Annotated in this window: 22 protein-coding genes and 2 pseudogenes; 18 read left to right on the top strand and 6 right to left on the bottom strand. The window is 52.5% G+C overall.

Annotated elements, in window-relative coordinates; translation table 11 throughout:
- Window positions 1-258: 258 nt before the first annotated feature.
- Window positions 259-1,386 (bottom strand): tRNA epoxyqueuosine(34) reductase QueG, encoded by a 1,128-nt coding sequence (gene queG, locus BZG25_RS05995; RefSeq protein ID WP_158010252.1) that lies wholly within the window; start codon window positions 1,384-1,386, stop codon window positions 259-261.
- 80 nt (window positions 1,387-1,466) lie between these two features.
- On the opposite strand from queG, the gene BZG25_RS05990 reads away from it, so the two are divergent.
- The 14 genes from BZG25_RS05990 to rlmB all read left to right on the top strand — a co-directional run bounded on the left by BZG25_RS05990 (window position 1,467) and on the right by rlmB (window position 17,879).
- A complete protein-coding gene (locus tag BZG25_RS05990) occupies window positions 1,467-2,939 on the top strand; it encodes a bifunctional ADP-dependent NAD(P)H-hydrate dehydratase/NAD(P)H-hydrate epimerase (protein WP_077638689.1) in 1,473 nt (490 codons plus the stop codon).
- A gap of 67 nt (window positions 2,940-3,006) precedes the next feature.
- Window positions 3,007-3,477 carry a tRNA (adenosine(37)-N6)-threonylcarbamoyltransferase complex ATPase subunit type 1 TsaE gene (gene tsaE / locus BZG25_RS05985; protein ID WP_046074385.1) on the top strand — a complete coding sequence of 157 codons (471 nt, stop codon included), beginning with the start codon at window positions 3,007-3,009 and terminating at the stop codon, window positions 3,475-3,477.
- Between the two features lies 1 nt (window position 3,478).
- A complete protein-coding gene (locus BZG25_RS05980) occupies window positions 3,479-5,167 on the top strand; it encodes a LysM peptidoglycan-binding domain-containing protein (RefSeq protein ID WP_046074384.1) in 1,689 nt (562 codons plus the stop codon).
- A gap of 1 nt (window position 5,168) precedes the next feature.
- Window positions 5,169-7,181, top strand: a complete 2,013-nt coding sequence (gene mutL, locus BZG25_RS05975; protein ID WP_077638688.1) for a DNA mismatch repair endonuclease MutL — start codon at window positions 5,169-5,171, stop codon at window positions 7,179-7,181.
- Window positions 7,174-8,115 (top strand): tRNA (adenosine(37)-N6)-dimethylallyltransferase MiaA, encoded by a 942-nt coding sequence (gene miaA / locus BZG25_RS05970; RefSeq protein ID WP_077638687.1) that lies wholly within the window; start codon window positions 7,174-7,176, stop codon window positions 8,113-8,115. The genes mutL and miaA overlap by 8 nt, the downstream gene beginning before the upstream one ends.
- A 77-nt stretch (window positions 8,116-8,192) precedes the next feature.
- A complete protein-coding gene (hfq, locus tag BZG25_RS05965; protein ID WP_046074381.1) occupies window positions 8,193-8,471 on the top strand; it encodes an RNA chaperone Hfq in 279 nt (92 codons plus the stop codon).
- Between the two features lie 28 nt (window positions 8,472-8,499).
- Window positions 8,500-9,792, top strand: a complete 1,293-nt coding sequence (gene hflX, locus BZG25_RS05960; protein WP_046074380.1) for a ribosome rescue GTPase HflX — start codon at window positions 8,500-8,502, stop codon at window positions 9,790-9,792.
- A 49-nt stretch (window positions 9,793-9,841) separates the two neighbouring features.
- Window positions 9,842-11,002 (top strand): FtsH protease activity modulator HflK, encoded by a 1,161-nt coding sequence (hflK, locus tag BZG25_RS05955; protein WP_077606418.1) that lies wholly within the window; start codon window positions 9,842-9,844, stop codon window positions 11,000-11,002.
- A 2-nt stretch (window positions 11,003-11,004) separates the two neighbouring features.
- The gene (gene hflC / locus BZG25_RS05950) at window positions 11,005-11,895 is read left to right on the top strand and encodes a protease modulator HflC (protein ID WP_046074378.1); all 891 of its coding nucleotides are present in this window, start codon (window positions 11,005-11,007) and stop codon (window positions 11,893-11,895) included.
- A 92-nt stretch (window positions 11,896-11,987) separates the two neighbouring features.
- Window positions 11,988-12,173, top strand: a complete 186-nt coding sequence (locus tag BZG25_RS05945; protein ID WP_046074377.1) for a DUF2065 domain-containing protein — start codon at window positions 11,988-11,990, stop codon at window positions 12,171-12,173.
- A 117-nt stretch (window positions 12,174-12,290) separates the two neighbouring features.
- Window positions 12,291-13,589: an adenylosuccinate synthase gene (locus tag BZG25_RS05940; protein WP_046074376.1), complete on the top strand. Its 1,299-nt coding sequence runs from the start codon at window positions 12,291-12,293 to the stop codon at window positions 13,587-13,589.
- A gap of 203 nt (window positions 13,590-13,792) precedes the next feature.
- The gene (motX, locus tag BZG25_RS05930) at window positions 13,793-14,428 is read left to right on the top strand and encodes a flagellar protein MotX (RefSeq protein ID WP_046074374.1); all 636 of its coding nucleotides are present in this window, start codon (window positions 13,793-13,795) and stop codon (window positions 14,426-14,428) included.
- Window positions 14,429-14,645: 217 nt separating this feature from the next.
- Window positions 14,646-17,141 carry a ribonuclease R gene (gene rnr, locus BZG25_RS05925; protein ID WP_077638686.1) on the top strand — a complete coding sequence of 832 codons (2,496 nt, stop codon included), beginning with the start codon at window positions 14,646-14,648 and terminating at the stop codon, window positions 17,139-17,141.
- A 3-nt stretch (window positions 17,142-17,144) separates the two neighbouring features.
- Window positions 17,145-17,879, top strand: coding sequence for a 23S rRNA (guanosine(2251)-2'-O)-methyltransferase RlmB (gene rlmB / locus BZG25_RS05920; RefSeq protein ID WP_046074372.1), 735 nt, complete (start codon window positions 17,145-17,147; stop codon window positions 17,877-17,879).
- Window positions 17,880-17,957: 78 nt separating this feature from the next.
- On the opposite strand, the gene BZG25_RS16230 is transcribed toward rlmB, so the two are convergent.
- The 5 genes and pseudogenes from BZG25_RS16230 to BZG25_RS05905 form a co-directional block, all read right to left on the bottom strand.
- Window positions 17,958-18,257: a carbohydrate-binding protein gene (locus tag BZG25_RS16230; RefSeq protein WP_371326848.1), complete on the bottom strand. Its 300-nt coding sequence runs from the start codon at window positions 18,255-18,257 to the stop codon at window positions 17,958-17,960.
- Window positions 18,258-18,266: 9 nt separating this feature from the next.
- Window positions 18,267-18,503 (bottom strand): annotated as a pseudogene (locus BZG25_RS16225) (Ig-like domain-containing protein); the annotation flags it as partial.
- A gap of 96 nt (window positions 18,504-18,599) precedes the next feature.
- Window positions 18,600-20,579: pseudogene (locus BZG25_RS05915) on the bottom strand (glycosyl hydrolase family 18 protein); the annotation flags it as partial.
- Window positions 20,580-20,597: 18 nt separating this feature from the next.
- Complete coding sequence (locus BZG25_RS05910) at window positions 20,598-21,770, bottom strand: lytic polysaccharide monooxygenase (protein WP_077606414.1); 1,173 nt, start codon at window positions 21,768-21,770, stop codon at window positions 20,598-20,600.
- Between the two features lie 52 nt (window positions 21,771-21,822).
- A complete protein-coding gene (locus BZG25_RS05905; RefSeq protein WP_077638684.1) occupies window positions 21,823-24,648 on the bottom strand; it encodes a glycosyl hydrolase family 18 protein in 2,826 nt (941 codons plus the stop codon).
- A gap of 610 nt (window positions 24,649-25,258) precedes the next feature.
- Between BZG25_RS05905 and rpsF the strand changes: the two genes are divergently transcribed.
- The 4 genes from rpsF to rplI are packed head-to-tail and all read left to right on the top strand — an operon-like array spanning window position 25,259 to window position 26,706.
- Window positions 25,259-25,669 (top strand): 30S ribosomal protein S6, encoded by a 411-nt coding sequence (gene rpsF / locus BZG25_RS05900; protein WP_046074370.1) that lies wholly within the window; start codon window positions 25,259-25,261, stop codon window positions 25,667-25,669.
- Window positions 25,670-25,677: 8 nt separating this feature from the next.
- Window positions 25,678-25,980 (top strand): primosomal replication protein N, encoded by a 303-nt coding sequence (priB, locus tag BZG25_RS05895; protein WP_046074369.1) that lies wholly within the window; start codon window positions 25,678-25,680, stop codon window positions 25,978-25,980.
- 16 nt (window positions 25,981-25,996) lie between these two features.
- Window positions 25,997-26,224 carry a 30S ribosomal protein S18 gene (gene rpsR / locus BZG25_RS05890; protein ID WP_021023493.1) on the top strand — a complete coding sequence of 76 codons (228 nt, stop codon included), beginning with the start codon at window positions 25,997-25,999 and terminating at the stop codon, window positions 26,222-26,224.
- A gap of 32 nt (window positions 26,225-26,256) precedes the next feature.
- The gene (gene rplI, locus BZG25_RS05885; protein WP_046074368.1) at window positions 26,257-26,706 is read left to right on the top strand and encodes a 50S ribosomal protein L9; all 450 of its coding nucleotides are present in this window, start codon (window positions 26,257-26,259) and stop codon (window positions 26,704-26,706) included.
- Window positions 26,707-26,725: the final 19 nt, after the last annotated feature.

Genomic DNA, 26,725 nt, shown 5'->3' with positions numbered 1-26,725 from the left:
TATCATCAGGCACGGTATCTATGTTGCACATGTGAAATAAACGCAAACATACCTTAACTGCTTGTAAAATAAGAAAAATACATGGTTTTCTTTCAGGTTAGCTAACGCTTTTCCACAGTGTTATTCACTTACGTGATCTTGCTCGCTTAATGCACCATCAATGTGTTTAACTATCAAAAAGCGCACCATAAATGCGCATTGCGTGACGGTTTTCCACATTATGTGAATAGCGTCATCTTTCCGCTTGTAAGCCCCCGATTAAGCGTCACGAGGCAATCCTTTTTCTATGATGCGCACGAGACGACGCGTCCCTGTGGGTAATGGTTTGACATCAATACGCTGTCGTTTTTTCTCTTGTTCGCTGAGCGCCCAGTGAATATGTTCGTCAACCAGCTCGTCCTCACCGAGCCGCGCCTTGAGACTGTCGATGATCGCTTGATTGAAGGGGGCATTGCCCATGGCAATCGCTAGGTTGCGCCGCCATTTTTGGATCCCGATGCGACGTATCGCCGACCCCTGTGTGAGCGATAAGAAGGTCTCCTCATCCCAGTTGAACAGCGTGGTGAGTGGCTGTTGTTCGAGGCTGGGGCGACAATGAAAATCGGCCTCTAAGGTGATCTCGGCCTCACGGTTAAACGGACAAACCAGCTGGCAGTCATCGCAACCATAGATACGGTTACCGATGGCATGGCGAAATTCTAAGGGGATCACGCCATCATATTCGATAGTCAGGTAGGAAATGCAGCGGCGCGCGTCGACCACGCCTTCTGCGACGATTGCTTGAGTGGGGCAGCTTGTCATGCAGGCAACACATTTACCGCACTGATTCTCGACAGGGGTGTCGACGGGTAAAGGAAGATCCACCAATAACTCACCGAGAAAGAACCAGGATCCGGTTTCATCATTGAGGATCAGGGAGTGTTTGCCTGTCCAACCTAAGCCGGCTTTCTCCGCGAGCGGGCGCTCTAAAACAGGTGCAGAGTCGACAAAAGGACGATATCCGTATGGGCCCACTTCAGCCTCAATCTGTTGGCCCAGCTTTTTGAGTCGATTCCGAATCAGTTTATGGTAGTCACGTCCCAGCGAGTAACGACTCACATATCCTAAATCAGGGTTTGCCAGTGTTTGGGCAAAGCCCGCGTTAGGCGGCAAGTAGTTCATCCGCACACTGATCACGCGCACTGTGCCTGGCACCAGTTCGTCCGGTCGCGCACGCATCATCCCATGTCTGGCCATCCACGCCATCTCACCGTGATACCCGTTGTCGAGCCAGCGCTGTAATTGCGCTTCATGTTGCTTGAGATCAACATCCGTGATCCCCACTTGCTGGAAGCCTAGCGCTTGCCCCCATTGCTTGATACGTTGGGCAAGTTGGTCGAAATCAATGGATGCATCGGGCTTGGGTTGCGACATAGCGATAGATCCTGAGGCCTTGGGTGGTGCAGTACAATCAATGGAGGCACTTAATGGCGACAAGTTTACCACAGAGTTTCTATCGCGCAGAGCAAGTTCGTGAAGGCGAGCAAGCGGTCGCGCGTGCACTGTCGATTCCCATGTATCAGCTAATGCTACGTGCTGGGCAGTCAGTGTTTGACTGTATCAATCAACATTATCCCAATGCGGCACGACTATTAATCGTATGTGGTGCCGGTAACAATGCGGGTGATGGTTATGTGATTGCGCGGCTTGCCAAATCCGCGGGGTTAAGCGTTACCGTGTGGTCGCTAGTGACACCAAGCAAACTGGAGGGTGATGCGGCGACCGCTTGGCAAGAGTGGCAAGATTGTGGTGGTAGCTATGTTGAACACCCACCAACGATTAGCCAGTTCGATGTGGTGGTCGATGCTATCTTGGGTACCGGATTATCGCGTGCCGTGGAGGGGGAGTTTGCTCAGGCGATCAGCGCCATCAACCTCGCGGCGGTACCTGTGGTTGCGGTAGATATTCCCTCTGGGCTTTGTGCCAATAGTGGCTGTGTGAAAGGCGTGGCTATTGACGCCGATGTGACCGTCACCTTGATTGCGTTAAAGCAAGGATTGCTCACCGGCCAAGCGGTTGCCCATCGCGGTGAGTTAATGTTTGCAGGCCTGAATGTCGCGACAGCATTCTCGCGTCAGTCCACCCCTGCGGGTTACCTTGTTCGTGATGACTGGGTCGAGCCGCATTTACCTAAACGTTCACGTAGCGCACACAAGGGACAATTCGGTCGCGTCCTATGTTTAGGGGGCGACCAGGGCATGGCGGGCGCAGTGGCCTTGTCAGCGCAAGCGGCGTTAAGAACCGGTGCCGGGCTTGTCAAAGTGGTGACGCAAAAAGCGCATACCCTGATGCTGGTAACACGTCAGCCAGAACTGATGACGCAAGGGTGGGAGCCCGGCCAATCACTCAGTGAGACGTTGGCATGGGCAACACATTTGGTCATTGGCCCGGGACTCGGCCAGAGTGCGTGGTCGGATGCGTTGTGGACGATCGCCATGAGTGCCCGGACGCCCAAGGTGATTGATGCGGATGGCCTCAATAAGTTAGCGCGGCAGCCACAACATCGCGATGACTGGATCCTCACCCCACATCCCGGTGAGGCGGCGCGCTTATTAGGTTGTGAAACCAAAGAAGTGGAACTTGACCGCTTTGCTGCCGTCAAAGCGATACACACGCGTTATGGTGGCGTTGCCGTACTTAAAGGAGCGGGAACAATCGTATATGATGGCACAAATTATGCTGTTGCTAATGTCGGTAACCCTGGCATGGCGTCTGGGGGAATGGGCGATGTGCTGTCGGGTGTCATAGGCAGTCTTCTGGCGCAAGGCGTAGACTTATTTCCTGCCGCGGCTCTGGGGTGCTATCTTCATGGCAAAGCGGGTGATAAGGCGGCCGAGGCAGGTGAACGGGGGTTATTGGCCAGCGATCTATTCCCCTATTTGCAACAATTAGTAGATTAGCGCACGGGTGGCGGTAGCCATGCAAGGTGCGACGAATACCCATATAAAGATGAGATCCCTTTGTAGTATGACCCAGACTTTTACCACCTCATTGACTGATGCCGATCGCACTGTGGCGTTTGGTGCCGCGTTGGCGCGTGCATGTACGCAAAATACCACTTGTTACTTGCACGGTGATCTTGGCGCTGGCAAAACCACCTTCTGCCGCGGTTTTGTGCAAGCAATGGGACATACCGGGAATGTGAAAAGCCCCACCTATACGCTCGTGGAACCTTACCTATTGCCACCCTGGCACATATACCATTTTGACCTTTATCGGTTGGGCGATCCGGAAGAGCTGGAGTTTATGGGGATCCGTGATTATTTTAATGATCAGGCGCTTTGCTTGATTGAATGGCCGGAAAAAGGCCAAGGCTGGTTACCGCGCGCCGATCTAGACATTACTCTGCGCTATGACGGTGAGCAGCGTGAACTGGTTATTGACGCGAATACCCGCGTTGGGATCGCAATTATCGACCGTCTAGAATGGGAAGACTAGCATGATGTGGCAGCGGCTTTGCATCTTGATGATCGCCAGTTTGTTGAGTGCAACAAGTTGGGCCAATAAGATTGAAAATATTCGGGTATGGCCCGCCCCCAATGAGACACGGGTGGTGGTAGATCTTGAAGATAAACCGGATTTTAGCTATTTCTCACTGTCACGTCCCGATCGGCTGGTGGTTGATTTAAAGCAGAGCCAGCTGGCTACGCGCTTACCTAAGCCGGTCAAAGGCAGTGATATCTTGCGTAAAATCCGTAAGAGCAGTCCGCCCGAGGCATCGACGTATCGGTTAGTTTTTGAGTTAAAAGACGGTGCCAAGCCGCATATCTTCTCACTCGCCCCCGGGGGAGAATATGGCCACCGGCTGGTGGTTGATTTACCCCATCCTAAGAAAGTAGATAAAAATAAACCCGCGTTGTCTGTTGCTGAAAAGAAGCGACGTGAGACGGTGGCTGCATTGCCTTTTGGCACCGAGGATATCGTGGTGGCAATTGATGCCGGGCATGGCGGTAATGATCCCGGTGCGGTGGGGCCTAGCCGTAAATTTGAAAAATATGTCACGCTCTCTATCGCTAAGCAAACGGCGGCACGCATTAACGCTGTTCCTGGCATGCGTGCGGTTTTAACGCGTACGGGGGACTACTTTGTCGATTTGAACCGTCGGTCTGAAATTGCGCGTCAACACAAAGCCCACTTATTGGTCTCGGTGCACGCAGATGGTTTCCATAAACCACAACCTCGTGGCGCATCGGTATGGGTCCTTTCTCGTCGCCGTGCGAACAGTGAAATTGGTCGTTGGATAGAAAAACATGAAGAGCAATCTAACTTGTTGGGTGGGGGCTCTTTGCTGGCTCAGAATAATGAGGACGAATACTTAAGTCGTGCGGTATTGGACTTGCAGTTTAGTAACTCGCAAAAGGAAGGCTTTAATGTTGCGAAACGCGTCCTAAAGGAGCTCGGCAAAGTCACCAAATTACATAAATCGAGTCCAGAGCACGCCAGCCTCGCGGTATTAAAGTCACCAGACATACCGTCTTTGCTCGTCGAAGTTGGCTTTATCTCTAATCCACAAGAAGAACGCCTGCTATTTCAGCGGGATCATCAGCGCCGGCTCGCGGATGCGGTCTATCATGGTATTCGCAATTATTTTGAGCGCTTCCCGCCGGATGGCACCTTGTTTGCTGCGCGCAAAAACGGGGTAAAACACAAAGTCAGTGCCGGCCAGTCACTGTCGGTCATTGCCAAAAAATATAAGAGTTCCGTCGCCGCGATAAAATCGGCGAATGGATTAACCTCCAATACCTTGCGGGTTGGCCAAGTGTTATCGATCCCTAATGTTGATGTCGCTAAATTAGCAGGCAAGACCAGCAAAACGACGTCAACGCGTACGCTGACGCACACCGTGAGTCGCGGAGAGTTTCTTGGCAAAATTGCCGAGCATTATCAGGTCTCGGTGGCGACGCTGCGCCGCGCGAATAACCTGAAGTCTGACACGCTCTGGGTGGGGCAAAAGCTAAGCGTGCCGGGCGCGACATCGCCAGCGGTCAAACACAAAGTCAAACGCGGTGAATACCTTGGCAAAATTGCCAGCAATTACGGAGTGACCATTGAGAGCCTCCGCCGCGCCAATGAATTACGCTCTGATACGCTGGCGGTCGGGCAAACCTTGATCATCCCAGGAAGCTGATATGGCGATTGAGATTTTACCCGCGCGCCTTGCTAACCAGATTGCTGCTGGGGAGGTGGTCGAACGTCCCGCCTCGGTGGTGAAAGAGCTGGTCGAAAACAGCATTGATGCGGGGGCAACCCGTATTGATGTGGATATTGAAAAAGGGGGAAGCAAGCTGATCCGCGTGCGTGATAATGGGTGTGGGATCAGCAAAGCGGATCTGCAACTTGCCCTCAGTCGACACTCCACGTCTAAGATCCACAGCTTGGATGATCTTGAGGCGATCATGAGCCTCGGATTTCGCGGTGAGGCGCTAGCGAGTGTGAGCTCGGTATCACGTCTTACTATCACCTCGCGTCCTGCTGACCAGCAAGAAGCATGGTCGGCGTTTGCTGAGGGGCGAGAGATGGCGGTGAATGTAAAGCCCGCCGCCCACCCGGTTGGCTGTACCGTTGAAGTGGTGGACTTATTCTTTAACACCCCAGCGCGGCGCAAATTTTTACGCACTGAGAAAACCGAGTTTGGCCACATTGATGAGTTACTGCGACGCATTGCATTGAGCCGGTTTGATATCACCATCAACCTGCGCCATAACGGTACCCAAGTGCGCCAGTATCGACGTGTGCCAGAAAACGGCGATCCATTACGCCGCGTGAAGGCGATTTGTGGGCAAAAGTTTGTTGAGCATGCGTTGCGGATTGACCTGCATCATCACGACATGGCACTGACAGGCTGGATTTGCACACCAGAAGGTGCTCGTCAGCAAAATGATATGCAGCATTGCTTTGTTAATCAGCGCATGATGAAAGATAAGCTGATTAATCACGCGATTCGCCAAGGTTATGAACAAAGCCTTACACGGGATCAATACGCTGCTTTCGTACTGTATATTGATGTCGATCCGCATCAAGTGGATGTCAATGTGCACCCAGCGAAACATGAAGTCCGTTTTCATCAGGCGCGCTTGGTGCATGATTTTATCTATCAAGCCATTTATGACGGCTTACAACAAGCGTCGTTACCTGAAGACCACAGTGTGAACCCTGAGACGGGCGAAGTGAGAGAAGCGGTCACTTATCAGCCGCGTGCCTCTGCGACCGCCAACCCCAACCCTTACCAACAAGCGGTTGACGCGTTCCCTGATTACCCCGGTAAACGGCAGGAAGACGCAGCATCACCGGCTTCTTGGTCACGTGGTACAGCGTATAAGCACCACGCCGATGACGGCCCAACGCGTGGCCGACCTTCTCACGGTTCAGACTGGCCGGGGAGAGCGGATACTCCTTCTTGCTCACCCTCAAAGCAAGCGACGCAAGCGTATCAAGCATTGATGACCCCCCAACCGGATGCCGGGGCTGACCTAGGTGGTGCCACGCCAACGCGTGCGACGAGTTTGTCGCCATTCGACAGCGTCCCGGCAGCTCTTGATACCGTCTCAACAACCACGAGCACGGGCCAGCCTGGATTAGGGAAGGTGCTTTCAGTGGTTGAGCAGCACTATGTGCTGATGGCATGGGGTGAGAGATTATGGCTGGCCGATCATCACCGGTTAGAATGCTGGCGCCATCAAGGCGCGCTACAACCCGCTCTGGGTGAGGGGCTAGTCACGCAACCTCTATTGATCCCACAACGGTTATCTGCCTCTACAGAAGAGTGTCAGCGCGTGATCCAGTATCAGGCGTTACTTGGCCAGTTTGGTATTCATATTCGCCCTAAAGGGCAGCAATTAATGGTGATGTCAGTCTGTCAGCCACTAAGACAGCATAACTTACAGGCTTTTATCCCCGCGTTATTGGCGTTTTTAGCGCAATTAGATCCTGAGCAATCCCACATGGATCACAGCGCGAGTATGTGCTGTTGGCTGGCAAAGCAGTTGACAGTAGCATCGGATCCAGTCAGCCTTGCGCAAGCGGTACAAACCGTATCGGACGTTGAACAATATTGGCAGGGGGACGCGTTAGAAAAGGGCCGCCAGCGCTACTTTAAACGCATCGACCTGACCTCAGTGATAGAAGCACTACAGCATGACTAATCCGCTGCCTAAAGCGATTTTTTTGATGGGACCGACCGCGTCCGGGAAAACGGATCTGGCCATTGCGCTGCGCCAGACCTTGCCGGTAGAAATCATTAGTGTCGACTCGGCACTGATTTATCGCGGGATGGATATTGGCACCGCCAAGCCGACAGCGGAGGAATTAGCGCAAGCGCCGCATCGTCTAATCGACATTCGTGATCCGTCTCAAGCCTACTCGGCGGCAGATTTTCGTGAAGATGCGCTCACAGAAATGGCGACGATTGTCGCCGATGGTAAGATCCCACTGTTGGTGGGAGGCACCATGCTGTATTTTAAAGCATTGTTAGAAGGGCTATCGCCGTTGCCGAGTGCGGATCCTGATATCCGTGAGGGGTTAGAAAACGAGGCGCAACAGCATGGTTGGGAAGCATTACATGCTCAGTTATGCGAGGTTGATCTCGTGTCGGGCGCTCGGATCCACCCTAACGATCCGCAAAGAATCATGCGGGCGTTAGAAGTCTATCGGATCAGTGGGCAGACCCTAACAGCATTAACAGAAAAAAAAGGTGAACCTTTGCCGTATCAGGTACACCAATTTGCAATAGCGCCTCAGGATCGAGGCGAATTGCATCGCCGCATCGAGCTTCGTTTCGATAAAATGATCGACGCGGGGTTTGAAAAAGAGGTACGCACATTATACGAACGCGATGATCTGCATGTTGATCTGCCATCGATTCGTTGTGTCGGGTACCGTCAGATGTGGGACTATTTGGCCGGACGTTGCACCCATGATGAAGCCGTTTACCGTGGGATTTGCGCGACGCGCCAGTTAGCCAAGCGTCAAATAACCTGGCTAAGAGGCTGGGATAATGTGACTTGGCTTGATAGCGACACGCCGTCGCTGTCTTTACAAACGGTGACAAAAGCGTTGACGGCAGGGACGGAAACTTGATGTATACTGTCACTGACAAGGACGCTGCTTAACCGCGACAATTGACTACAATTACAAACAAATAAGGAAAAGAAATAATGGCTAAGGGGCAATCATTACAAGACCCATTCCTGAACGCGTTACGTCGTGAGCGCATTCCTGTTTCCATTTACCTAGTAAATGGTATTAAGTTGCAAGGCCAAATCGAATCGTTTGATCAGTTCGTGATCCTGCTAAAAAATACGGTTAATCAAATGGTGTACAAGCACGCGATTTCAACCGTTGTGCCGGCACGTGCTGTGAGCCACCACAACAATAATCAAGGGGCTGGTGAGCGTCCACAGGGCGAACGTCAGCAAGAAAAACCTGAGGAATAAAGCATTCTATTGCTAAGGAGTCTATCGCTTGTTTGACCGTTACGAGGCCGGTGAACAGGCTGTACTCGTTCATATAAACTTTACCCATGATGGCGAGTGGGATGATCTCAGCGAATTTCAAATGCTGGTGTCATCCTCGGGTGTCGATGCCTTGCAAGTTGTTGTCGGCAGCCGTCAGTCCCCTCATCCCAAATATTTTGTTGGCGAGGGAAAAGCCCAAGAAATAGCAGATACTGTGCAACAAGTCGGCGCGGACATTGTGATTTTTAATCACACTTTATCCGCGGCCCAAGAGCGCAACCTAGAGCAGCGATTTAAATGCCGAGTGTTAGACCGAACCGGATTGATCCTCGATATTTTTGCCCAGCGTGCGCGTACCCATGAGGGTAAGTTGCAAGTTGAGCTGGCTCAGTTACGCCACTTATCTACCCGGCTTGTGCGAGGCTGGACTCACCTTGAGCGTCAAAAAGGCGGGATTGGCTTGCGTGGCCCGGGTGAAACACAGTTAGAAACAGACCGTCGCTTAGTGCGTGATCGGGTGAAAGCGATTTTAAAGCGACTGGATAAGGTTGCGAAGCAGCGTGAGCAAGGGCGACGTGCGCGCGCGCGGGCGGAAGTGCCGACTGTGTCATTGGTCGGGTATACCAATGCGGGCAAATCGACCTTGTTTAATCGGATCACCGAAGCGGGGGTATATTCGGCCGATCAGCTGTTTGCCACCTTGGATCCGACATTGCGCCGTATTGAAGTGGACGACGTGGGTACCGCGATATTGGCGGATACCGTCGGCTTTATTCGTCACTTACCGCATGACTTAGTCGCGGCATTTAAAGCAACGCTTCAAGAAACGCAAGAAGCGAGCTTGCTACTACACGTGGTCGATGCCAGTGATGAACGCTTTGGTGACAACATTGAAGCGGTCAACAGTGTGTTGGATGAAATCGATGCGGCGGATGTGCCTCATCTTATCATTATGAACAAAATAGATAGTCTGGATCAGGCTGAGCCTCGTATTGAACGGGACGAAGAGGGCGTTCCGAAAGCAGTATGGGTGTCAGCGTTGTCTGGTCAAGGTATCGCGCTCATATTTGAAGCCCTTACCGAGCGTTTATCTGGCACCATGGTGCGGCATCAATTACGGCTGCCACCAAGTATGGCTGGGCGAATGCAAAGTAAATTTCACCAGATGCGATGCGTTATCAGTGAAGAGTACCAAGATGATGGGCATCTACTCGTCGATGTCAGGCTGCCGCAAACGGACTGGTATCGGTTAGAAAAAAGAGAAGGCAACCAACTCGGCGACTTTATCGTCAGTGATTAGGCTGCTAGAGTAAAAAATTATCGTCAGATCAATTTGATGGAGTGCGCGAATGGCGTGGAATGAGCCAGGAAACAATGGCGGTCCCGACAAAGACCCCTGGGGGAATCGTGGAGGCCGTAATCAAGGGCCACCGGATCTTGATGAATTGTTTAACAAACTAAGCCGCAAATTGGGCGGCTTAGGTGGCCGAAAAGGTAAAGGACCATCGTTCGGCGGTGGTATGGCAGGGCTAGGCGTTCTCGCGCTGATAGGTATCATTGTCTGGGGTATTTCCGGGTTCTATACCATTGGAGAAGCCCAGCGTGGTGTGGTGCTGCGGTTTGGTCAGTATGATCGTATCGTTCAACCGGGCCTGAACTGGAAGCCAACCTTTGTGGATACGGTCAGCACGGTGGATGTAGAGTCGATTCGTTCGCTCAATAGCTCTGGCCTGATGCTGACCAAAGATGAAAACGTCGTCAACGTGGAGATGGACGTTCAGTACCGCGTGATGGATCCACAGCAATATCTTTATAGCGTGACCAATGCAGATGACAGCTTGCGTCAAGCAACCGATTCAGCATTGCGTGCGGTCGTCGGTGACTCTTTGATGGACGACATCATCACTCGTGGCCGTCAAGAAGTGCGTGAGCGCACTCAGGTTGAGCTGAACGAAATCATCGACAAGTACGATATGGGCTTGTTGGTGGTGGATGTCAACTTCCAGTATGCGCGCCCACCGGAGCAGGTCAAAGACGCCTTTGATGATGCGATTGCAGCGCGAGAGGATGAGGCCCGCTTTATCCGTGAAGCCGAAGCGTATCGTAATGATGTGTTGCCGAAAGCAACGGGTCGTGCTGAAACGCTGAAAAAAGCGGCATTGGGTTACAAAGAGCGTACCGTTAACGAAGCAGAGGGTGAAGTCTCTCAATTTGAGAAACTCTTGCCTGAGTATCGTGATGCACCCCGTGTGACGCGTAACCGGCTATACATCCAGACCATGGAAGAAGTGTACAGCAATACGAGTAAGGTGATGGTGGATTCGCAAAGCGGAAACAGCAACCTCATGTATCTCCCACTGGATAAGCTAATGGGAGGCGCAGCCGTTGGCGCTAACCAGCGTAAAGAAACGTCGAGCAGCCAATATGGTATTGAGCTTGAGCAAAGCTCTCAGCCTCAACAGCAAGAGTCGGCGCCGCGTTCTGGTTCATCACGAGAAGGGAGATACTAAGCATGCGTAAGATGATGATCCCAGTTGTCGTCCTAGCGGCAGTGGTCTTTTTGATGTCGATCTTCGTGGTGAGTGAAGGTGAGCGTAGCATTGTGATCCGTTTTGGACGTGTACTTAAAGCGGATAACGACGTGGCGAAAATCTACCAGCCCGGTCTGCACTTCAAACTGCCGTTATTTGATCGCGTTAAGACCTTGGATGCGCGTATTCAAACCATGGATGATCGCGCTGACCGCTTTGTTACCGCGGAGAAAAAAGACGTTATTATCGACTCTTACGTCAAATGGCGTATTAAAGACTTTGGCCAGTATTATCTGTCCACAGGGGGCGGTAATAAATTGACGGCTGAATCTCTGTTGCAACGTCGTGTTGCCGATGGCCTGCGTGCCGAAATTGGTAACAAGACCATCAAAGAGATTGTGTCTGAAAAACGTGATCAAGTGATGAAAAGTGTCCTTGAGCGGGCGGCCAGCGAGGGCTCGCGTGATTTAGGGATTGAGTTGATTGACTTGCGTATCAAGCGTATCAACCTACCGAGTGAAATCAGTGAGTCGATTTATGCGCGTATGCGTGCTGAGCGTGAGGCCGTAGCCCGTCGCCATCGCGCACAGGGTCGCGAGCAAGCGGAAATCATTCGTGCGCAAGCGGAGCTCGAAGTGGCGACGATTTTGTCCAAAGCAGAACGTCAAGCGCGGATCACTCGTGGTGAAGCTGACGCAGAAGTGGCGAAGCTATTTGCCAGCGCTTTCAAAAAAGAGCCTGAGTTTTATAGCTTTGTTCGCTCGCTACAAGCGTATCGTAAGAGCTTTAACAGCAAGAGCGATATGCTCGTCGTGGATCCGAAGAGTGATTTCTTCAAATACATGAAGCAACCTGAAGCGATAGAAAAGTAAATCGTTAGATGGGTAGCGACGCATAAAAGACAAGGCTCTGGCCTTGTCTTTTTTTATGTCGTTATCCCCTATTTTCGACGTAGGAGGTAAGAATGACTAGCTTGTGGGGCGCGCTAGCGCTGGTATTAGTGGTTGAGGGGTTAGGGCCGATGTTACTGCCGAAACAGTGGCGACAGATGGTCATGGCTTTAGGTGAACAATCTGACACCCAGTTGCGGCGTATTGGTGGCTGCTTAGTGGTGATTGGGAGTGTGCTGGCTTACCAGCTTTTAACCTAGCATTCAGCCACCTGGCACCGAGCAGACAAGTGAAAATGTCAATACGGTTAAAAAATGACTGCAACCGAGTTTTTAAGGTGCTAGAATCCATTTTTAACTAGCTGCATATCGAAGAAGATGGGTAATAACGTAGTCGTTCTCGGCACCCAATGGGGTGACGAAGGTAAGGGAAAGATCGTTGATCTTTTGACTGAAGATGCAAAATACGTGGTTCGCTACCAAGGCGGTCACAACGCAGGTCATACTCTTGTCATTGACGGTGAAAAGACCGTCCTACACTTGATTCCTTCTGGTATCCTCCGCAACAACGTTAAATGCATTATCGGCAATGGTGTGGTGCTGTCCCCGGACGCCTTGCTGAAAGAAATGGGTGAGCTGGAAGCACGTGGCGTGCCTGTGCGTGAGCGCCTATTCCTGTCAGAAGCGTGTCCACTGATCCTGCCTTATCACATTGCGCTTGACGCAGCACGTGAGCAAGCACGCGGTAAGAAAGCTATCGGTACCACAGGCCGTGGTATTGGTCCTGCGTACGAAGACAAGGTCGCCCGTCGTGGCCTACGCGTTGGCGATTTGTTCGACAAAGAAGCCTTTGCTGAAAAGCTTAAAGAAGTGATGGAGTTCCATAACTTCCAGCTTGAGCATTTCTACAAAACCGAGCCAGTAAGCTACGAAGAGACCTTGGCGAAAGTCATGGAGCAAGCGGACATCCTCACCGGCATGGTGATGGACGTGACTCAAGAGCTGGATGATGCCCGCAAGCGTGGTGACAAAATCATGTTTGAAGGCGCGCAAGGCACTTTGCTTGATATCGACCACGGCACCTATCCGTATGTGACCTCCTCAAACACCACCGCCGGCGGTGTTGCAGCGGGCTCAGGCTTTGGTCCTCGTCATCTTGGCTATGTGTTGGGGATTGCTAAAGCTTACTGCACCCGTGTAGGGGCAGGCCCATTCCCAACTGAGCTGGATGATGAGATTGGCATGCACCTCGGTACCAAGGGCGCTGAATTCGGTGCCACCACTGGCCGTAAGCGTCGTTGTGGTTGGTTTGATGCGGTGGCCATGCGTCGTGCGGTACAGATTAACTCGGTATCAGGCTTCTGTTTAACCAAGCTTGACGTGATGGACGGCTTGGAAGAAATCAAAATTTGTACCGGTTACAAGATGGCAGATGGTTCAACCGTTGAGGTGTCTCCACTAGCAGCTGACGCGTATGAGAACATCGAGCCTATCTATGAAAGCATGCCGGGGTGGAGTGAAAACACCTTTGGGGTGAAGTCTCTGGATGAGCTTCCACAAGCTGCCCTGAACTACATCAAGCGTATCGAAGAGCTGACTGGTGTGCCTATCGATGTGGTCTCGACCGGTCCAGACCGTAACGAAACCATTATCAAAGTGCATCCTTTTAATAGTTAAGCACGTAAGACGGTTCGATACCAAAAGCCAGCGTTGATCGCTGGCTTTTTTCATATTTTGGCGTGGCGTTGGAAGCCAAATCGCGTGAAAGCGGAAAAAACTTGCCGCCTTTGCTAAAGTCAGTATGCAAGGTGCCGATACAAAAAAGCACACGGCGAGCGTGCGCGTTGCTGTTGGGTTTCTTGGTTGAATAGCGAGTAGGCATGAAGTTTCGAACGCTGATTTTTTCACTTTCTTTGACGACAGCGACGCTGACGACAGCAACGGCCCATGCGGACGTCGGGGCGGCTGTGCCTTTATACGAAGAAAGTGAGCTTATCACGCTGTTTGAAACCAACTCTCACCTTGAGCGCGTCAAACAAGACGAATGCCAGCTCGTACAAGATATTGAAGCCCGTGCCACCCGTGTGGGCTCCCCTGCCTATGAATTTTTATATGGCGATATGCTGGCGTGGGGTGTGTGTGTTGAGCAAGACGCGGATCTCGGTGTTTACTACATGAAGCAAGCGGCTCAGCAAGGGCTACCCGCCGCATTGGAGCAAATTGGTCGTTACTACGCCAATGGCACACTGGTGCAGCAAGATCAGCACCGTGCAATCCCTTATTTACGTGAAGCTGCCTCGCTGGGTGATACGCGTGCCCGGATCCAGCTGGCAGAGTTGCTGGTGGACGATGTCGGTTCGCCGCTTGATTATGAAGACGCTTACCGCTGGTTATATCAAACCATCACCGCGGATTCTCGCACCCGCAATCGTATCGCACAGTTACGTTCAGCACTTGAGGCGCGGATGCCGCAAAACATTATCGCCCGTGCTAAACGGCGCACCAGCTACTGGTAGCGGTCGGTCTTGTCAGTAGGCGACTTTGCGCGCAAAATCCGTTACACTCTCTATACACATCTGTTCCCAATCTGATTTGATATGGCCAATGCGCCATGCTCCTCTCGTTGCCTGCAAGCAAGGCGCTGAAACAAAACGTCAAACTGCGATCATCGCGGCGCAATAGCGACAGTTTACAGATATAATGAAATCAACATACGCCAATAGGAAAAGGTCTATGTCGCAAGACACAGGTTCGACAAATAATACCCCGAGCAGCCTCGCAGCCGATCCTCACCAGGCACGCGAAGCGGAGAAATACGAGAATCCGGTGCCCAGCCGCGAGCATTTGCTGGAAGTTATCCGCAGCTTCAAGGCACCAGTGAGTCGCGATAATCTGTTTTCACATCTGGGCCTAGCTGGTGATGAGCAGTATGAAGGGCTACGTCGACGCCTGCGCGCCATGGAGCGTGATGGACAATTGGTGTTTACCCGTCGTCAGTGCTACGCCTTACCTGAGCGGTTAGATTTGGTCAAAGGCACTGTCATCGGTCACCGAGACGGCTTTGGCTTTCTACGCCCAGAAGGCAAAGGCAATCACGATGATTGGATGCTGCCGCATCATCAAATGCGGAGCGTGATGCACGGTGATGTGATTTTGGCACAAGGTGTCGGCACCGATAAGCGTGGGCGCAAAGAAGCCCGTGTGGTTCGCGTGCTCGAAGCGCGCCAAGGCCAGATTGTAGGTCGTTACTTTGTGGAAGACGGTATGGGCTTTGTGGTGCCCGATGATAGCCGTCTTGGTCAAGATATTGTGATCGACAAGGAACAAACCCAAGGTGCGCGTATGGGCAATGTGGTGGTGGTCGAGATCATGCAGCGGCCAACCCGCCAAACCAATCCTGTCGGTAAGATTGTCGAAGTGCTGGGCGAGAACATGGCGCCGGGCATGGAAATCGAGATAGCACTGCGCACCCATGATATTCCCCATCAATGGCCGGATGCCGTGCTCAAGCAAGTCAACAACTTGAGTGAAGAGGTGCCAGAAAAAGCCAAAGAGGGGCGTGTCGATCTGCGTGATTTACCACTGGTGACCATCGATGGTGAAGATGCCCGCGACTTTGATGATGCGGTGTATTGTGAGCGTAAACGCTCTGGCGGCTGGCGCTTGTGGGTGGCGATTGCCGATGTCAGTTACTATGTGCGTCCTGACTCGGCGCTGGATAAAGAAGCGCAAAACCGCGGCAACTCGGTGTATTTCCCTAACCAAGTCGTGCCGATGTTGCCGGAAGTGCTTTCTAATGGCTTATGCTCGCTGAATCCGCAAGTCGACCGCCTGTGTATGGTGTGTGAGATGACGGTTTCAGAATCAGGGGCGTTATCTGGTTACAAACATTACGAAGCGGTGATGAACTCCCACGCGCGTCTGACCTATACCAAGGTGTCCCATATCTTGGAAGGCGACGAGGAGCTGCGTGAGCGCTACCGTTCTCTGGTCCCGCACTTAGAAACCTTACACGATATGTATAAGGTGCTGAGCGATGCACGTCAGCAACGTGGGGCGATTGAATTCGAGACGGTGGAAACGCAATTTATTTTCAACGCACAGCGTAAAATCGACCGCATTGTGCCGGTGGAGCGTAATGATGCACACAAGATCATCGAAGAGTGTATGATCCTGGCCAATGTCGCGTCTGCCCGTTTTGTGGAAAAACACAAAGAGCCGGCGCTTTATCGTGTCCACGAAGCGCCGGGCGAAGAGCGCCTCAGCGGCTTTAAAGATTTCTTAGGCGAGTTAGGCCTGAGTCTCAGCGGCGGCCTTGAGCCGACGCCGAAAGATTACGCGGCGCTGATGCATGTGGTGCATGGTCGTGCTGACAGTGAACTGATTCAAACCATGCTGCTACGCTCGATGAAGCAAGCGGTGTATCAAGCGGATAACCAAGGCCACTTCGGTTTGGCGCTCAAGCAATACGCGCACTTTACCTCTCCCATCCGTCGTTATCCGGATTTGCTTCTCCACCGAGCGCTTAAATACCTGATTGCCAAGCAAGCGGGTAAGAACCAAGACCGTTGGACCCCGACTGGTGGCTACCACTACTCGTTTGACGATATGGATGTGCTCGGCGAGCAGTGTTCGAAAACCGAACGCCGTGCCGATGATGCCACCCGAGATGTATCGGACTGGCTCAAATGTGAGTACATGCAAGATCACGTTGGTGATGAGCTGGAGGGCGTGATTGCTAATGTCACTGGCTTTGGTTTCTTTGTCCGCCTTAATGAGCTACATATCGATGGTTTAGTCCATATTTCCAACCTCGATAATGATTACTATCGCTTTGATATGGTAGGGCAACGCTTGGTGGGCGAAGGGTCTGGCCGTGTGTTCCGACTCGGCGATCAGGTGACAGTGAAAGTCTTGGCGGTGAACTTGGATGAGCGACAAATCGACTTTGAGCTGGTAGGCTCTGAACGCAAAGCTCGTCGCCCGGGTAAAACGGCTCGTGACAAACGTAAAAAAGGCCGAGCGGAGTCGAATAAAGACCCGCAAGCCCGTCGTGAGCGAACCTCGGTTCGCCAACAGCTTAAACGTGGTGCGGTGCCAAGTGTTGAAGAAGACAAGGCGCCTGCAGATAAAAACGGCAAAAAGCGTAAAGTGAAATCGCCTGCGGAAAAAGCGCGTAAGAAAAAGGCGAAGAAACAAAAAGCCAAAGCGGGTCAGAAAAAGAAGTAAACCATGAGTAATGAAGTAATTTACGGTATTCATGCCGTTAAAGCGATTTTAGCGACCGACCCTTCCCGCTTTATCGAAGTGATGGTGTTAAAAGGGCGCCAGGATGAACGTCTGGTACCTGTGCTAAATGAGATTGCGATGTTGGGGGTCAGCATCCAACAAGTGGGTCGCAAGGCCTTAGACGACAAAACCCAAGGTGCGTCGCACCAAGGGATAGTGGCACGTGTCAAAGCGGGCCGTCAGTACAACGAAAATGACTTGGAGGCGATTCTCACCAATACCGAGAACCCCTTGTTGCTGGTACTTGATGGTGTCACCGACCCCCACAACTTGGGGGCGTGCTTACGTACCGCGGATGCGGCGGGAGTCAGTGCGGTGATTGTCCCGAAAGACAAGTCCGCTCAGCTTAATGCCACGGCGCGAAAAGTGGCCTGTGGCGCCGCTGAAGTGGTGCCTTTGGTGCGCGTCACCAACTTAGCGCGAACCATGCGTGCGCTCAAAGAGCAGGGCGTGTGGTTTGTGGGCACCGCGGGTGAAGCCGATCATGATGTTTACGACACCAAATTGGTGGGGCCGCTCGCCTTAGTGATGGGCGCAGAAGGAGATGGTATGCGCCGTTTGACCCGTGAAACCTGTGATGAGCTGATCCGGATCCCAATGGCGGGCAGTGTGTCGAGCTTGAATGTGTCCGTGGCGACCGGCGTTTGCTTGTATGAAGCGGTGCGTCAGCGTCGTTAACTGCAGTGTCTCTTGTTCACCGTTGAAGAAAAACGCCCCAGCTTGGGGCGTTTTGTCATTTTGGGAAGTGAAAAACCGTTACAGCAATTGCCAGACTGCGGCGCTGCCGGGTTTGTCGCCTTGCGTCCACCACTTGGCTTGGTAGCGTTGGTTGTTATATTCAACTTCAGCGCCGCCGGAATAAGCGACGGTCGCTTGCCATTCACTGCTTTGGTTGGCTTGGCTATCCCCGACGCGTTCCCATGGGTCGCCTTGGTCTGGGCGCTGGCCTTTGGTCCACCACTTGGCGCGATACTCAACCCCTTGATACAGGACACGATCGCCGCCCACATACACAGTGTTTTCATCCCACGTTGGTAAGCCACTGGCCGGCGTCACGGTTACCGTGAATTGCGCTTGCGTGGTGTTGTCGCCATCGCTGACCTCGACCGTGACCACATAGTCGCGATTTTCTGTCACGGTGGGCGCGGTCAGCGTCACCTGATCACCGGTGCCAGAAACGGCCAGATCGCCGGATGCACGGTAGGTGTAGCTGAGTGTATCGCCATCTGGGTCGTTTGCCTCAATCGTCACGCTGGTTTGCTCACCGCTTTTCAGGCTAACAGGGACGATAGGTGCCACGGTAGGAGCTTGGTTTTCACCCGGTACCACCACCTTAATGATGGCGCTGGCCTCGGCATTGGCTTGGCCGTCTGACACCGTCACCGACAGGGAATAGTCGGTGCTGGTACTCACATCGGGAGCGGTCACTGTGACCGAATCCGTGTCGCTATTGGTCAGAGCCAACGCCGCATCGCCTTGCCAGCGATAGGTCAGGGCATCGCCATCCCGATCGCGCCCATTGGCAGCAATGGTTAACGACGCTCCGGGCGCCAGCGTATAGCTTTGCTGCGCAAGGGTGACGGTAGGAGCATTATTGACGGGTGGTTGACCATCCTGTGCTAATCCCTCGTGCATCGCATTGAGGATATCGCCATTGTCGGCATCGATTTCCCAAGCAAACAAACCGGCAAAGTTATGATTACGTACATACTGGCCTTTGGCTTTGACCGAGCGCTGGTTGTCATAAGTGACGAGCTTACCGTTGTCTGGGTTCCAAACATAAGCCGCTTCGGCTTGCTCATCATAGCCGGGTTGAAAACCATTGATGCCGTTCCCAGCACTGCCGAGCATGGACTTGACGATGCCTTTGTAGTCAATCACACCGGCTTCCCAAATACCGTCTGCGGTGCTGCCTTTGATCGGGCCATTTCCGGGTGCGGTCATCGGGTTGCTAGGATCGGTCGCATTTGCAGGGAAAACGCCTTCCCAGCCACGGCCGTACATCGCGGTGCCAATCACCATTTTTTCCGGTGGTACGCCGCTTTCTAGCAGTAATTGCACGCCATTATCGAGCGTGTAGGCAGGGCCTTTGCGGGGCTCGCCGTTATCATCGACGCCAGTACCATCACATTCATCGGCGCTCATATGGCTGCCGCAGTAAATGGCGGTTTGGTGACCGGTGACATTATTCCATGCGCCGAAAAAGTCGTAGGTCATGGCAAAGATATAATCCATGTACGGCGCGCTGGCGCTGTAATCGACGTTGGCGATTTTGTCATAACCAGCACCGACGGCCGAGGTGAGTTGGTACTCACGGCCGGTATCGGCTTCGAGCTCATCCAACATCGCGCGCAGCTCACGCATTAAGGCCGCGTAGGCTTGGCTGTCTTTATCTGGATTGCCTAAATCTGGATTGGCACCGCCACCGCCTGGGTATTCCCAGTCAATGTCGACCCCATCATAGAACTTCCAGGTTTGTAGGAACTCTTTCATCGAGGCAACAAAGACGTCACGGTTGGCTTTGTCGGTGAAATCATAGAAGGGGTCTGATAGGGTCCAGCCGCCCACAGATGGGAGAATTTTCAGATCCGGGTAGCGCTGCTTGAGCGCCATCATTTGCGCATAAGTGCCACCAATCGGATCTTTAGCTGGTGTGCCGGGCAGTTTTTTCTGAATCGCCGCCCAAGGATCGTGGATCACCACTTCATAGTCTTGTGAGCCTTGGCAGGCGAGCTCTAGTGCGCGCAAGCTGTTGCCATTTTCGATGTCGCCCAATGACTCATTGGGGCCACAAATGGGGATAAAGCCATATAAGATGTGGGTGAGATTCCCCGCGGGCACCTGACTGACATCGAAGTTACGACCATAAATGCCCCATTCGACAAAGTATGCCCCCACCACGGTATCAGGCTGTTTGGGGTAGTCATTGTTGTTCGGGTCTACATTCATCGGCAGTGGGTCAAGGTGCACGCCGTCGGTGTCTGCGATCACGATGGGTTTGGCGGCACTGGTCGCACACTGGCCATCCACGCCACCTTCACACAAGGCGAGTTTAAGCTGGTGGCGGCCTCCTTTGTCATAGGGGAAAGTGACAACGCCAGATTTGGTTCCTGCCGGTAAGGTGCCTTGATTAACGACTTGATCGTCAAAGTACACCTTGTAGCTATCACCGCCATCACCGGACCAGGCATTCCATTTAATTTCAATTTGGACTTCGTCCACGCGTTGCACCAGATCTTTGTACGATCCGCGGCCATATTCGTCGACTTCAACAAAAGAATAGTTTTGTGGCTTCCAGTCCAAACTTGGGGTTGAGGGGGCCGCCACGGCGTGGCTGGCACCCAGTGCCCCAGCAATCGCCAGAGAGAGTAGGGTCATTGGCTTCATGTTTGCTCCTTATTGTGTCACGCGTTGCCAAACAAGGGCAGCGCCGGGTTGCTCGTTTCGTGTCCACCATTTTGCTTGGTAGATGTTATCGCCGTAGCGCACGCGATCCTTGGCCACATAGACCTCAGAAGCGCGCCACGCGGGCAGGTCGCTGGTGGGTTCGTCGGTAGCCGGGATCACCGACAGGTTGAAGCTATAGCTATCGTGATGGCTAAAGACTTGGTTTTGCACCACGTCATCGGCATTAAACTGGATCTCATCGTTGCGCATCACCCCGATACGTAAGGGCTCGTTAGCTTGTTGTTCGATAAGGCTGGCCAGCGCGTGTGGCCAATCCGCCACATTTTGGTCCGTCAGAGTGAGTGTGACATCTACCACTTCTTGGCCTTGGCGGTTGTGCAAGCGGGCACGCACGCGATCGCCCAAAGCTGCCATTTGTGGATGTGGGACAAAGTAGCCCAGCTCGTGCCATTGGGCTGGCGCTGTCTGACTGGGGGTGATGGTGATGTCGGCACAGTTGTAGAAGCCTTCACCGGCCGGATCAATGCGTTGCCAACGGCTATAGAGAATGGCGTCACCTTGACGATCGGCGGGCAGGGTCACGGTCATCTCGTAATAACGGTTTCCGTCATCGCCGATCACAATGGGCAGGTCGCCAAAGGTGTCGATCTTCTCGAGATCATCCCACGTCAGCGCATCGGTCGCGCCGTTGTAATCTGGCTTGGTGAGATAAATTTCCCAAAAGCTTGGGTTATGAGGCGTGGTGGCGCGAAAGCGTACATCAATTTGGCCGTTGCCATCTGGGGTGACCTCGGTGCGTTGCCAATCCGGTGAGGGCAAACTGATCCCGGCTTTATTGGGATCGCCGGCACCACATAAGTTGCCATCGGTAACGGCCGCTTTCACCGCATCCATATTGCGATAATCCGCCACCAATTGCGCTGATTCGTGGTGTTGTACAAACGGGTAGTGCCCCGACTCTAAGAACGCAGCGCGACAGGCGGCATTGGGAATACGTGACCCATCTGAAGGCCACCAGTAGCCCCCTTGCTCATGGCAAATCGCTTGGCGCGCTTTGGGGCTGTCTAAATAGCCATGTGCCATCACCTGTGAACTGCTTGCGACCAACGCAAGGGCCACGGCGGTACGGCAGGAAAACTGTGTGAACGAAGACTTGAACATAACGACTCCTTAACGGGGGCACGCAGCCCCCGCATTCAAGACCAGAAATGGATTAGAGGCTGCAGACTTGGCGCCAAGCTTGACCACCGGGTGCCGCTTGGGTCCACCACTTGGCTTCCCATACCGCCTCTTGGTAGATAAGTTGGTCGCCACCGCTGGCATGGTTGCCCCCGTTAGGCCAGTTAGGGTAGGTACTCAGGCTGGCAACATCGACGCCGGGACACTGAGACTCTCCGCCACTTTGGCTGGTGCTACCGGGTAGCGCAGGCGGAAGGCTTGGATACTCCTGCTTCACCGCATAACGCTGGCCATCTTTTTCGATGGTGATATTGGTCGGGTTGGTGATCGGCATGTAATACATCACCTGAGCATCCAAGGTTTCACCGGGCTTAAAGCTTTGCTCAATGCCGCCCCATTCGTTAATCAGGGTGATGGCAAAGCGATGGTGCGTGGCATCAAACCCGCCGATGTTGTTGCCACTGGCGTTGCTGCTATCACGGACCACTTCCATGCGTAGCTTTTTCTGAGCGTTCCAGTCAGATTTAAAAATGGCCGAGGTAGACACGGGCACATCAAAGCTGATGGTGGCGCCCGATAAGTCCAGATCCGAGTGGTTGGTAAAGCGGAACGTGGGGCGAATAGGATAGTTGTCATCGCCCACTGGGAAGTTCAGCGCGTCAAAGGTGACATCCACTTGCTCGCTTGGCACTTGGAAGTTGGCATCGCCACGTTGCAGTGAGTAGTCGCTGCCAGCTTGGTTAAAGGTTTGGTACGCCAGCGAAGTCAGGGTATCGCCCATAAAGTAGGCTTGACGCTGATCATCATAGCGATAATCCCCCGCCAGCTCCCAGAACATCACCCCGCCTAGACCTTTATTGATCACGTAGTCGACTTTTTCGGCCATCGAGGTTTCGTCTTCCATCGACAGGAATACGCCTTTTTCCTCGTTCCAAACCCATGGCGCTTTGGCGATATCATCGTAATAAGCTTGATAGCTACCGGTGAGGCGATCGCTAGGATCTTGTTCAGGGTCGAGCCCGTACTTCGCGGCATAGGCCGGTAGTTTGCCGTCGAGCAGGTTTTTCACATGCCACAAAGGATTAGAGCCAGCAGGCACTTCGTTGCCGAGCTCGTCCACATCATGCCAAAGGTTATCTATCCCAACTGCACCGTTGCCGCATTTGTTTTTCTCACCGACACCGGTGCCGGCTGGGCACTCGCTTTGGTTTGGCAGTGGTGCGCGTCCCCAAAGGCCTTTATCGCCGCCTTGTACGTCTTTAAAGCCGCGGGTGTAATACGGGATACCGATATTGATACGGCCGGGTGACATACCGCCCATAAAATAGGTTGCTGCCCAGTCGGTATTTAAATAACCAATCCCCTCAAATTCAGGCGTTTGGTAGACATTCCACTGTTTAAGCTCTGAGTCTTCGCCGGTGTCATACAGTGGCGCTTGATGGCCAACATGATCATTCCATGCCCCATGTAGGTCATAGCTCATGATGTTGACGTAATCTAAGTATTGGGTGGTTTGGAAAGTTTCCATCCCGCGCAATAAGTAACCCGATGACGGTGCGGCGATGGTCAGCATATAGTGCTTGCCATCTTGTGCACTGGCTTTATCGAGCGCTTCACGTAGCGATTTCATCAGCACTTGGTAGGATTTATTCAAGTGCGCCCGACGTGGGTTAGAGTACTCGAAATCGTCCGGATGCCCCGAGTCTTTCATTGACGATGGGTATTCATAATCAATGTCTAGACCATCAAAGCCATACTGGCGCAAGAAGGCGACGGCACTGTCGGTGAAAGCCTTAATGCCTGCTTGGTTGACGCTGCCATCGGCATTGGTGGTCATGGTGTAGAAACCGCCACTGTCGATACGCTCGCCGTTTTCACCGAAGTAGCCCCCAGTTTCGGCCCAGCCACCCACGGAGATCAGCGTTTTCACGTCGGGGTGCTGCTTTTTATACTTGTTGAGCAAGTTAAAGTGGCCTTTGTACGGCAGGGTTGGATCCATCTCTGCGCCGGCCACGCCCGGCCAGGTCATCTGGGTCGCTGGATTATCGGGTGCATTGGGATCGCCGATAGACAATTGGTTGTCCGCGTTGACGTGAGCAAAGGCGTAGTTAATGTGGGTAATCTTTTCCCAAGGAATATCGCTGACTAAATAAGCGGGCTGGCCGTTGGCACCGTTTCGCCAGCTGGTGAAATAGCCGATAACACGGCGAGGGTGATCGGCGCCCATGTCTTCAAGGCCGTTCTCGTCATACACCGAACAATATGGCACGTCGACATCTGGGGTGGTGTATAAACCAGCCGGACGACAGGCATACTCATCGCCGCCGGTTTGGTCATCCCCCACTACCTGTTGCAATGTTTGGGTATCGGTCGCGCCTTTGTCGTCGGTCACGGTGAGACTAAACGTAAAGCGCCCCGTTTGTTCGGCTTGCCAGTCAATGGTGGTCGCTTCTGCTCCTTCATATAAGACAGTGTCGCCTTGTGAGAGCACGAATGAGGTCACTGTGCCATCCGTATCGGTCCCGGCGAGGGTGAAGGTGAGTGTGTCGCCAACCTCAACGGGTCCAGACGGAGAAACGGTTAAGGTTGCGGTAGGGGCTTGGTTGACGCTGCCCGCGCACTGACCGAGGATTTTCCATGCTTTCCACTCGCCAGATTGAGTCGCAGGATCGGCTTGCGTCCACCACCTTGCCTCATAGGCGGTATTGTCTGCTTTAACTTGATCCCCTTTGGTGTAGGTATTGCCATTCTGCCAACCGGGCAGTGGCTGGCAATCAACCGCAGCGTGCACGCTGGGGCTAGTTAACGCGAGCCCCGCCAAACCTAGCGCGACGGCACGTGATGGCGTCATTAGTTTCATATTTTGCTCCCAAAATTTTTGAAGCGAATTTCATCAATGTAGTTAGTGATTGATGCGTCTTTCCCTACGCTTTTTGCACTAAAAAACCGACTTTCAGGTCAAGTCTAGGCAACAAAGTGGTTATATTGGGCAATGAATGCCAAGAAATGGAGGCGAAGGTGTAATAATTTGAGCGCGGGTTCAGAAATTAATTATCAGTAAAAAAGAAGTGCATCAATAGCGTGATATCGGTTGAAAATTAAACAAACTTGACAGTTTGCAGGCTTGATTTCTTGATTTTTTTGCGATTTGTCATGCTTTTTCGGTCTATGTCACGGAGAATGTTATCAGTAGGTTGTTGTTTTGAGCGAATTAAGTGGTGCGCACATTCTATGTTGTAAAGGGGGAGGATAAGGCGCGTGTTCCGATAAGTAACGCAGCGAGGGCCTTTTGACGTTGTGGTGACACGGTGACAGAAAGATAAGCAGATAAAGAGAAAATCTGTTTGCTTATGGCGCTGCAATTCTGTACTATCTCGCGCCTGATTCTCGGTCTTTTACTTTTCGTTCCTTGCTTCCGCTGGACGACCGAGCCAATTGTGGAAGCTGATTAATCCGTAAGGAGCAACTCAATGCGTCATTACGAAATCGTATTCATGGTGCACCCTGATCAAAGCGAGCAAGTTGCTGGCATGATCGAGCGTTACACTGCGTCTATCAAAGATGCAGGCGGTCAAATCCACCGTCTAGAAGACTGGGGCCGTCGTCAACTGGCTTACCCAATCAACAAGCTGCACAAAGCACACTATGTTCTGATGAACGTAGAAGCTGAGCAGGCTGTGATTGACGAGCTGGAAAGCATGTTCCGCTTCAACGACGCGGTGATCCGTAACATGATCATGCGTACCAAAGACGCTATCACTGAGCCATCTGTCATGATGAAGGCTAAAGAAGAGCGTACCGCTAAGCGTGAAGAGCGCCCAGAAGCGAAACCAGAAGCAAAAGCTGAAGCGCAAGCTGAAGGCGAAAACGCAGCTGAGTAATTGCTGTGATGACCAATCGGTTGGAGCTTGCTGGTGTTATCAGTAAAGGTCCGGTCCGTCGCCAAAGTCCTGCAGGAATTCCGCACTGTCACTTTGTGTTAGAGCACCGTTCCACGCAGGTTGAAGCTGACCTACCTCGACAAGTGTTTTGTCGCTTATCTGTGGTAGCCAGTGGGCAAGTGTCAACACAACAAACGCAAAATTTAGTTTTAGGCAGCCATATCAAGGTAAGCGGGTTTCTCGCCTACCAAACCAGCCGACAAGGCGAGGGTAAATGGGTATTGCATGCCGACAACATCATAGACATTTAGATCAGGAGATAAGCCCATGGCACGTTTCTTCCGTCGTCGTAAATTCTGCCGTTTCACTGCAGAAGGCGTTACAGAGATCGACTACAAAGATGTAGCGACTCTAAAAAATTACATTACCGAATCAGGTAAAATCGTACCTAGCCGTATCACTGGTACTCGTGCTAAGTATCAGCGTCAACTGGCTCGTGCTATTAAGCGCGCTCGTTACCTGGCCCTGCTGCCGTACACTGACAAGCATCAGTAATCGGAACTGTCCAAGTTAGAGAGGATTGAAGAATGCAAGTTATTCTACTTGATAAAATCGGTAACCTGGGTGGCCTAGGTGATCAGGTAACTGTTAAATCTGGTTATGCGCGTAACTTCCTTATCCCTCAGGGTAAAGCAGTTATGGCAACCAAAGCCAACATCGAACACTTTGAAGCGCGTCGTGCTGAGCTAGAAGCGAAAGTTGCTGAGCAACTGGCAGCCGCTCAAGCGCGTGCAGAAAAAGTTGAAGCACTAGAAGCGGTTGAAATCGCGTCTAAAGCGGGTGATGAAGGTAAACTATTTGGTTCTATCGGTACCCGTGACATCGCTGATGCTGTGACTGCAGCAGGCGTTGAAATTGCGAAAAACGAAGTGCGTCTACCAGAGGGCGCATTGCGTCACACTGGTGAGTACGAAATCAGCGTACAGCTGCACTATGACGTGTTCGCAACCGTAAAAGTAAACGTTGTTGCTGCGTAATCGCGCATCAAAACGTTGA

This window comes from Salinivibrio sp. ML198, assembly GCF_001996015.1.
Lineage (GTDB): Bacteria > Pseudomonadota > Gammaproteobacteria > Enterobacterales > Vibrionaceae > Salinivibrio > Salinivibrio siamensis.
This window is presented reverse-complemented; position numbering and strand designations above follow the sequence as displayed.

Bases quoted from the DNA above. Each gene is read 5' to 3' on its own strand.
- rnr (WP_077638686.1), top strand. From the start codon at position 14,646: ATGTCGCAAGACACAGGTTCGACAAATAATACCCCGAGCAGCCTCGCA.
- tsaE (WP_046074385.1), top strand. From the start codon at position 3,007: ATGACCCAGACTTTTACCACCTCATTGACTGATGCCGATCGCACTGTG.
- hflK (WP_077606418.1), top strand. From the start codon at position 9,842: ATGGCGTGGAATGAGCCAGGAAACAATGGCGGTCCCGACAAAGACCCC.
- motX (WP_046074374.1), top strand. From the start codon at position 13,793: ATGAAGTTTCGAACGCTGATTTTTTCACTTTCTTTGACGACAGCGACG.
- BZG25_RS05905 (WP_077638684.1), bottom strand. From the start codon at position 24,648: ATGAAACTAATGACGCCATCACGTGCCGTCGCGCTAGGTTTGGCGGGG.
- hflC (WP_046074378.1), top strand. From the start codon at position 11,005: ATGCGTAAGATGATGATCCCAGTTGTCGTCCTAGCGGCAGTGGTCTTT.
- rlmB (WP_046074372.1), top strand. From the start codon at position 17,145: ATGAGTAATGAAGTAATTTACGGTATTCATGCCGTTAAAGCGATTTTA.
- priB (WP_046074369.1), top strand. From the start codon at position 25,678: ATGACCAATCGGTTGGAGCTTGCTGGTGTTATCAGTAAAGGTCCGGTC.
- miaA (WP_077638687.1), top strand. From the start codon at position 7,174: ATGACTAATCCGCTGCCTAAAGCGATTTTTTTGATGGGACCGACCGCG.
- BZG25_RS05910 (WP_077606414.1), bottom strand. From the start codon at position 21,770: ATGTTCAAGTCTTCGTTCACACAGTTTTCCTGCCGTACCGCCGTGGCC.
- BZG25_RS05980 (WP_046074384.1), top strand. From the start codon at position 3,479: ATGATGTGGCAGCGGCTTTGCATCTTGATGATCGCCAGTTTGTTGAGT.
- mutL (WP_077638688.1), top strand. From the start codon at position 5,169: ATGGCGATTGAGATTTTACCCGCGCGCCTTGCTAACCAGATTGCTGCT.
- BZG25_RS05990 (WP_077638689.1), top strand. From the start codon at position 1,467: ATGGCGACAAGTTTACCACAGAGTTTCTATCGCGCAGAGCAAGTTCGT.
- hfq (WP_046074381.1), top strand. From the start codon at position 8,193: ATGGCTAAGGGGCAATCATTACAAGACCCATTCCTGAACGCGTTACGT.
- BZG25_RS05945 (WP_046074377.1), top strand. From the start codon at position 11,988: ATGACTAGCTTGTGGGGCGCGCTAGCGCTGGTATTAGTGGTTGAGGGG.
- rplI (WP_046074368.1), top strand. From the start codon at position 26,257: ATGCAAGTTATTCTACTTGATAAAATCGGTAACCTGGGTGGCCTAGGT.
- rpsR (WP_021023493.1), top strand. From the start codon at position 25,997: ATGGCACGTTTCTTCCGTCGTCGTAAATTCTGCCGTTTCACTGCAGAA.
- BZG25_RS05940 (WP_046074376.1), top strand. From the start codon at position 12,291: ATGGGTAATAACGTAGTCGTTCTCGGCACCCAATGGGGTGACGAAGGT.
- rpsF (WP_046074370.1), top strand. From the start codon at position 25,259: ATGCGTCATTACGAAATCGTATTCATGGTGCACCCTGATCAAAGCGAG.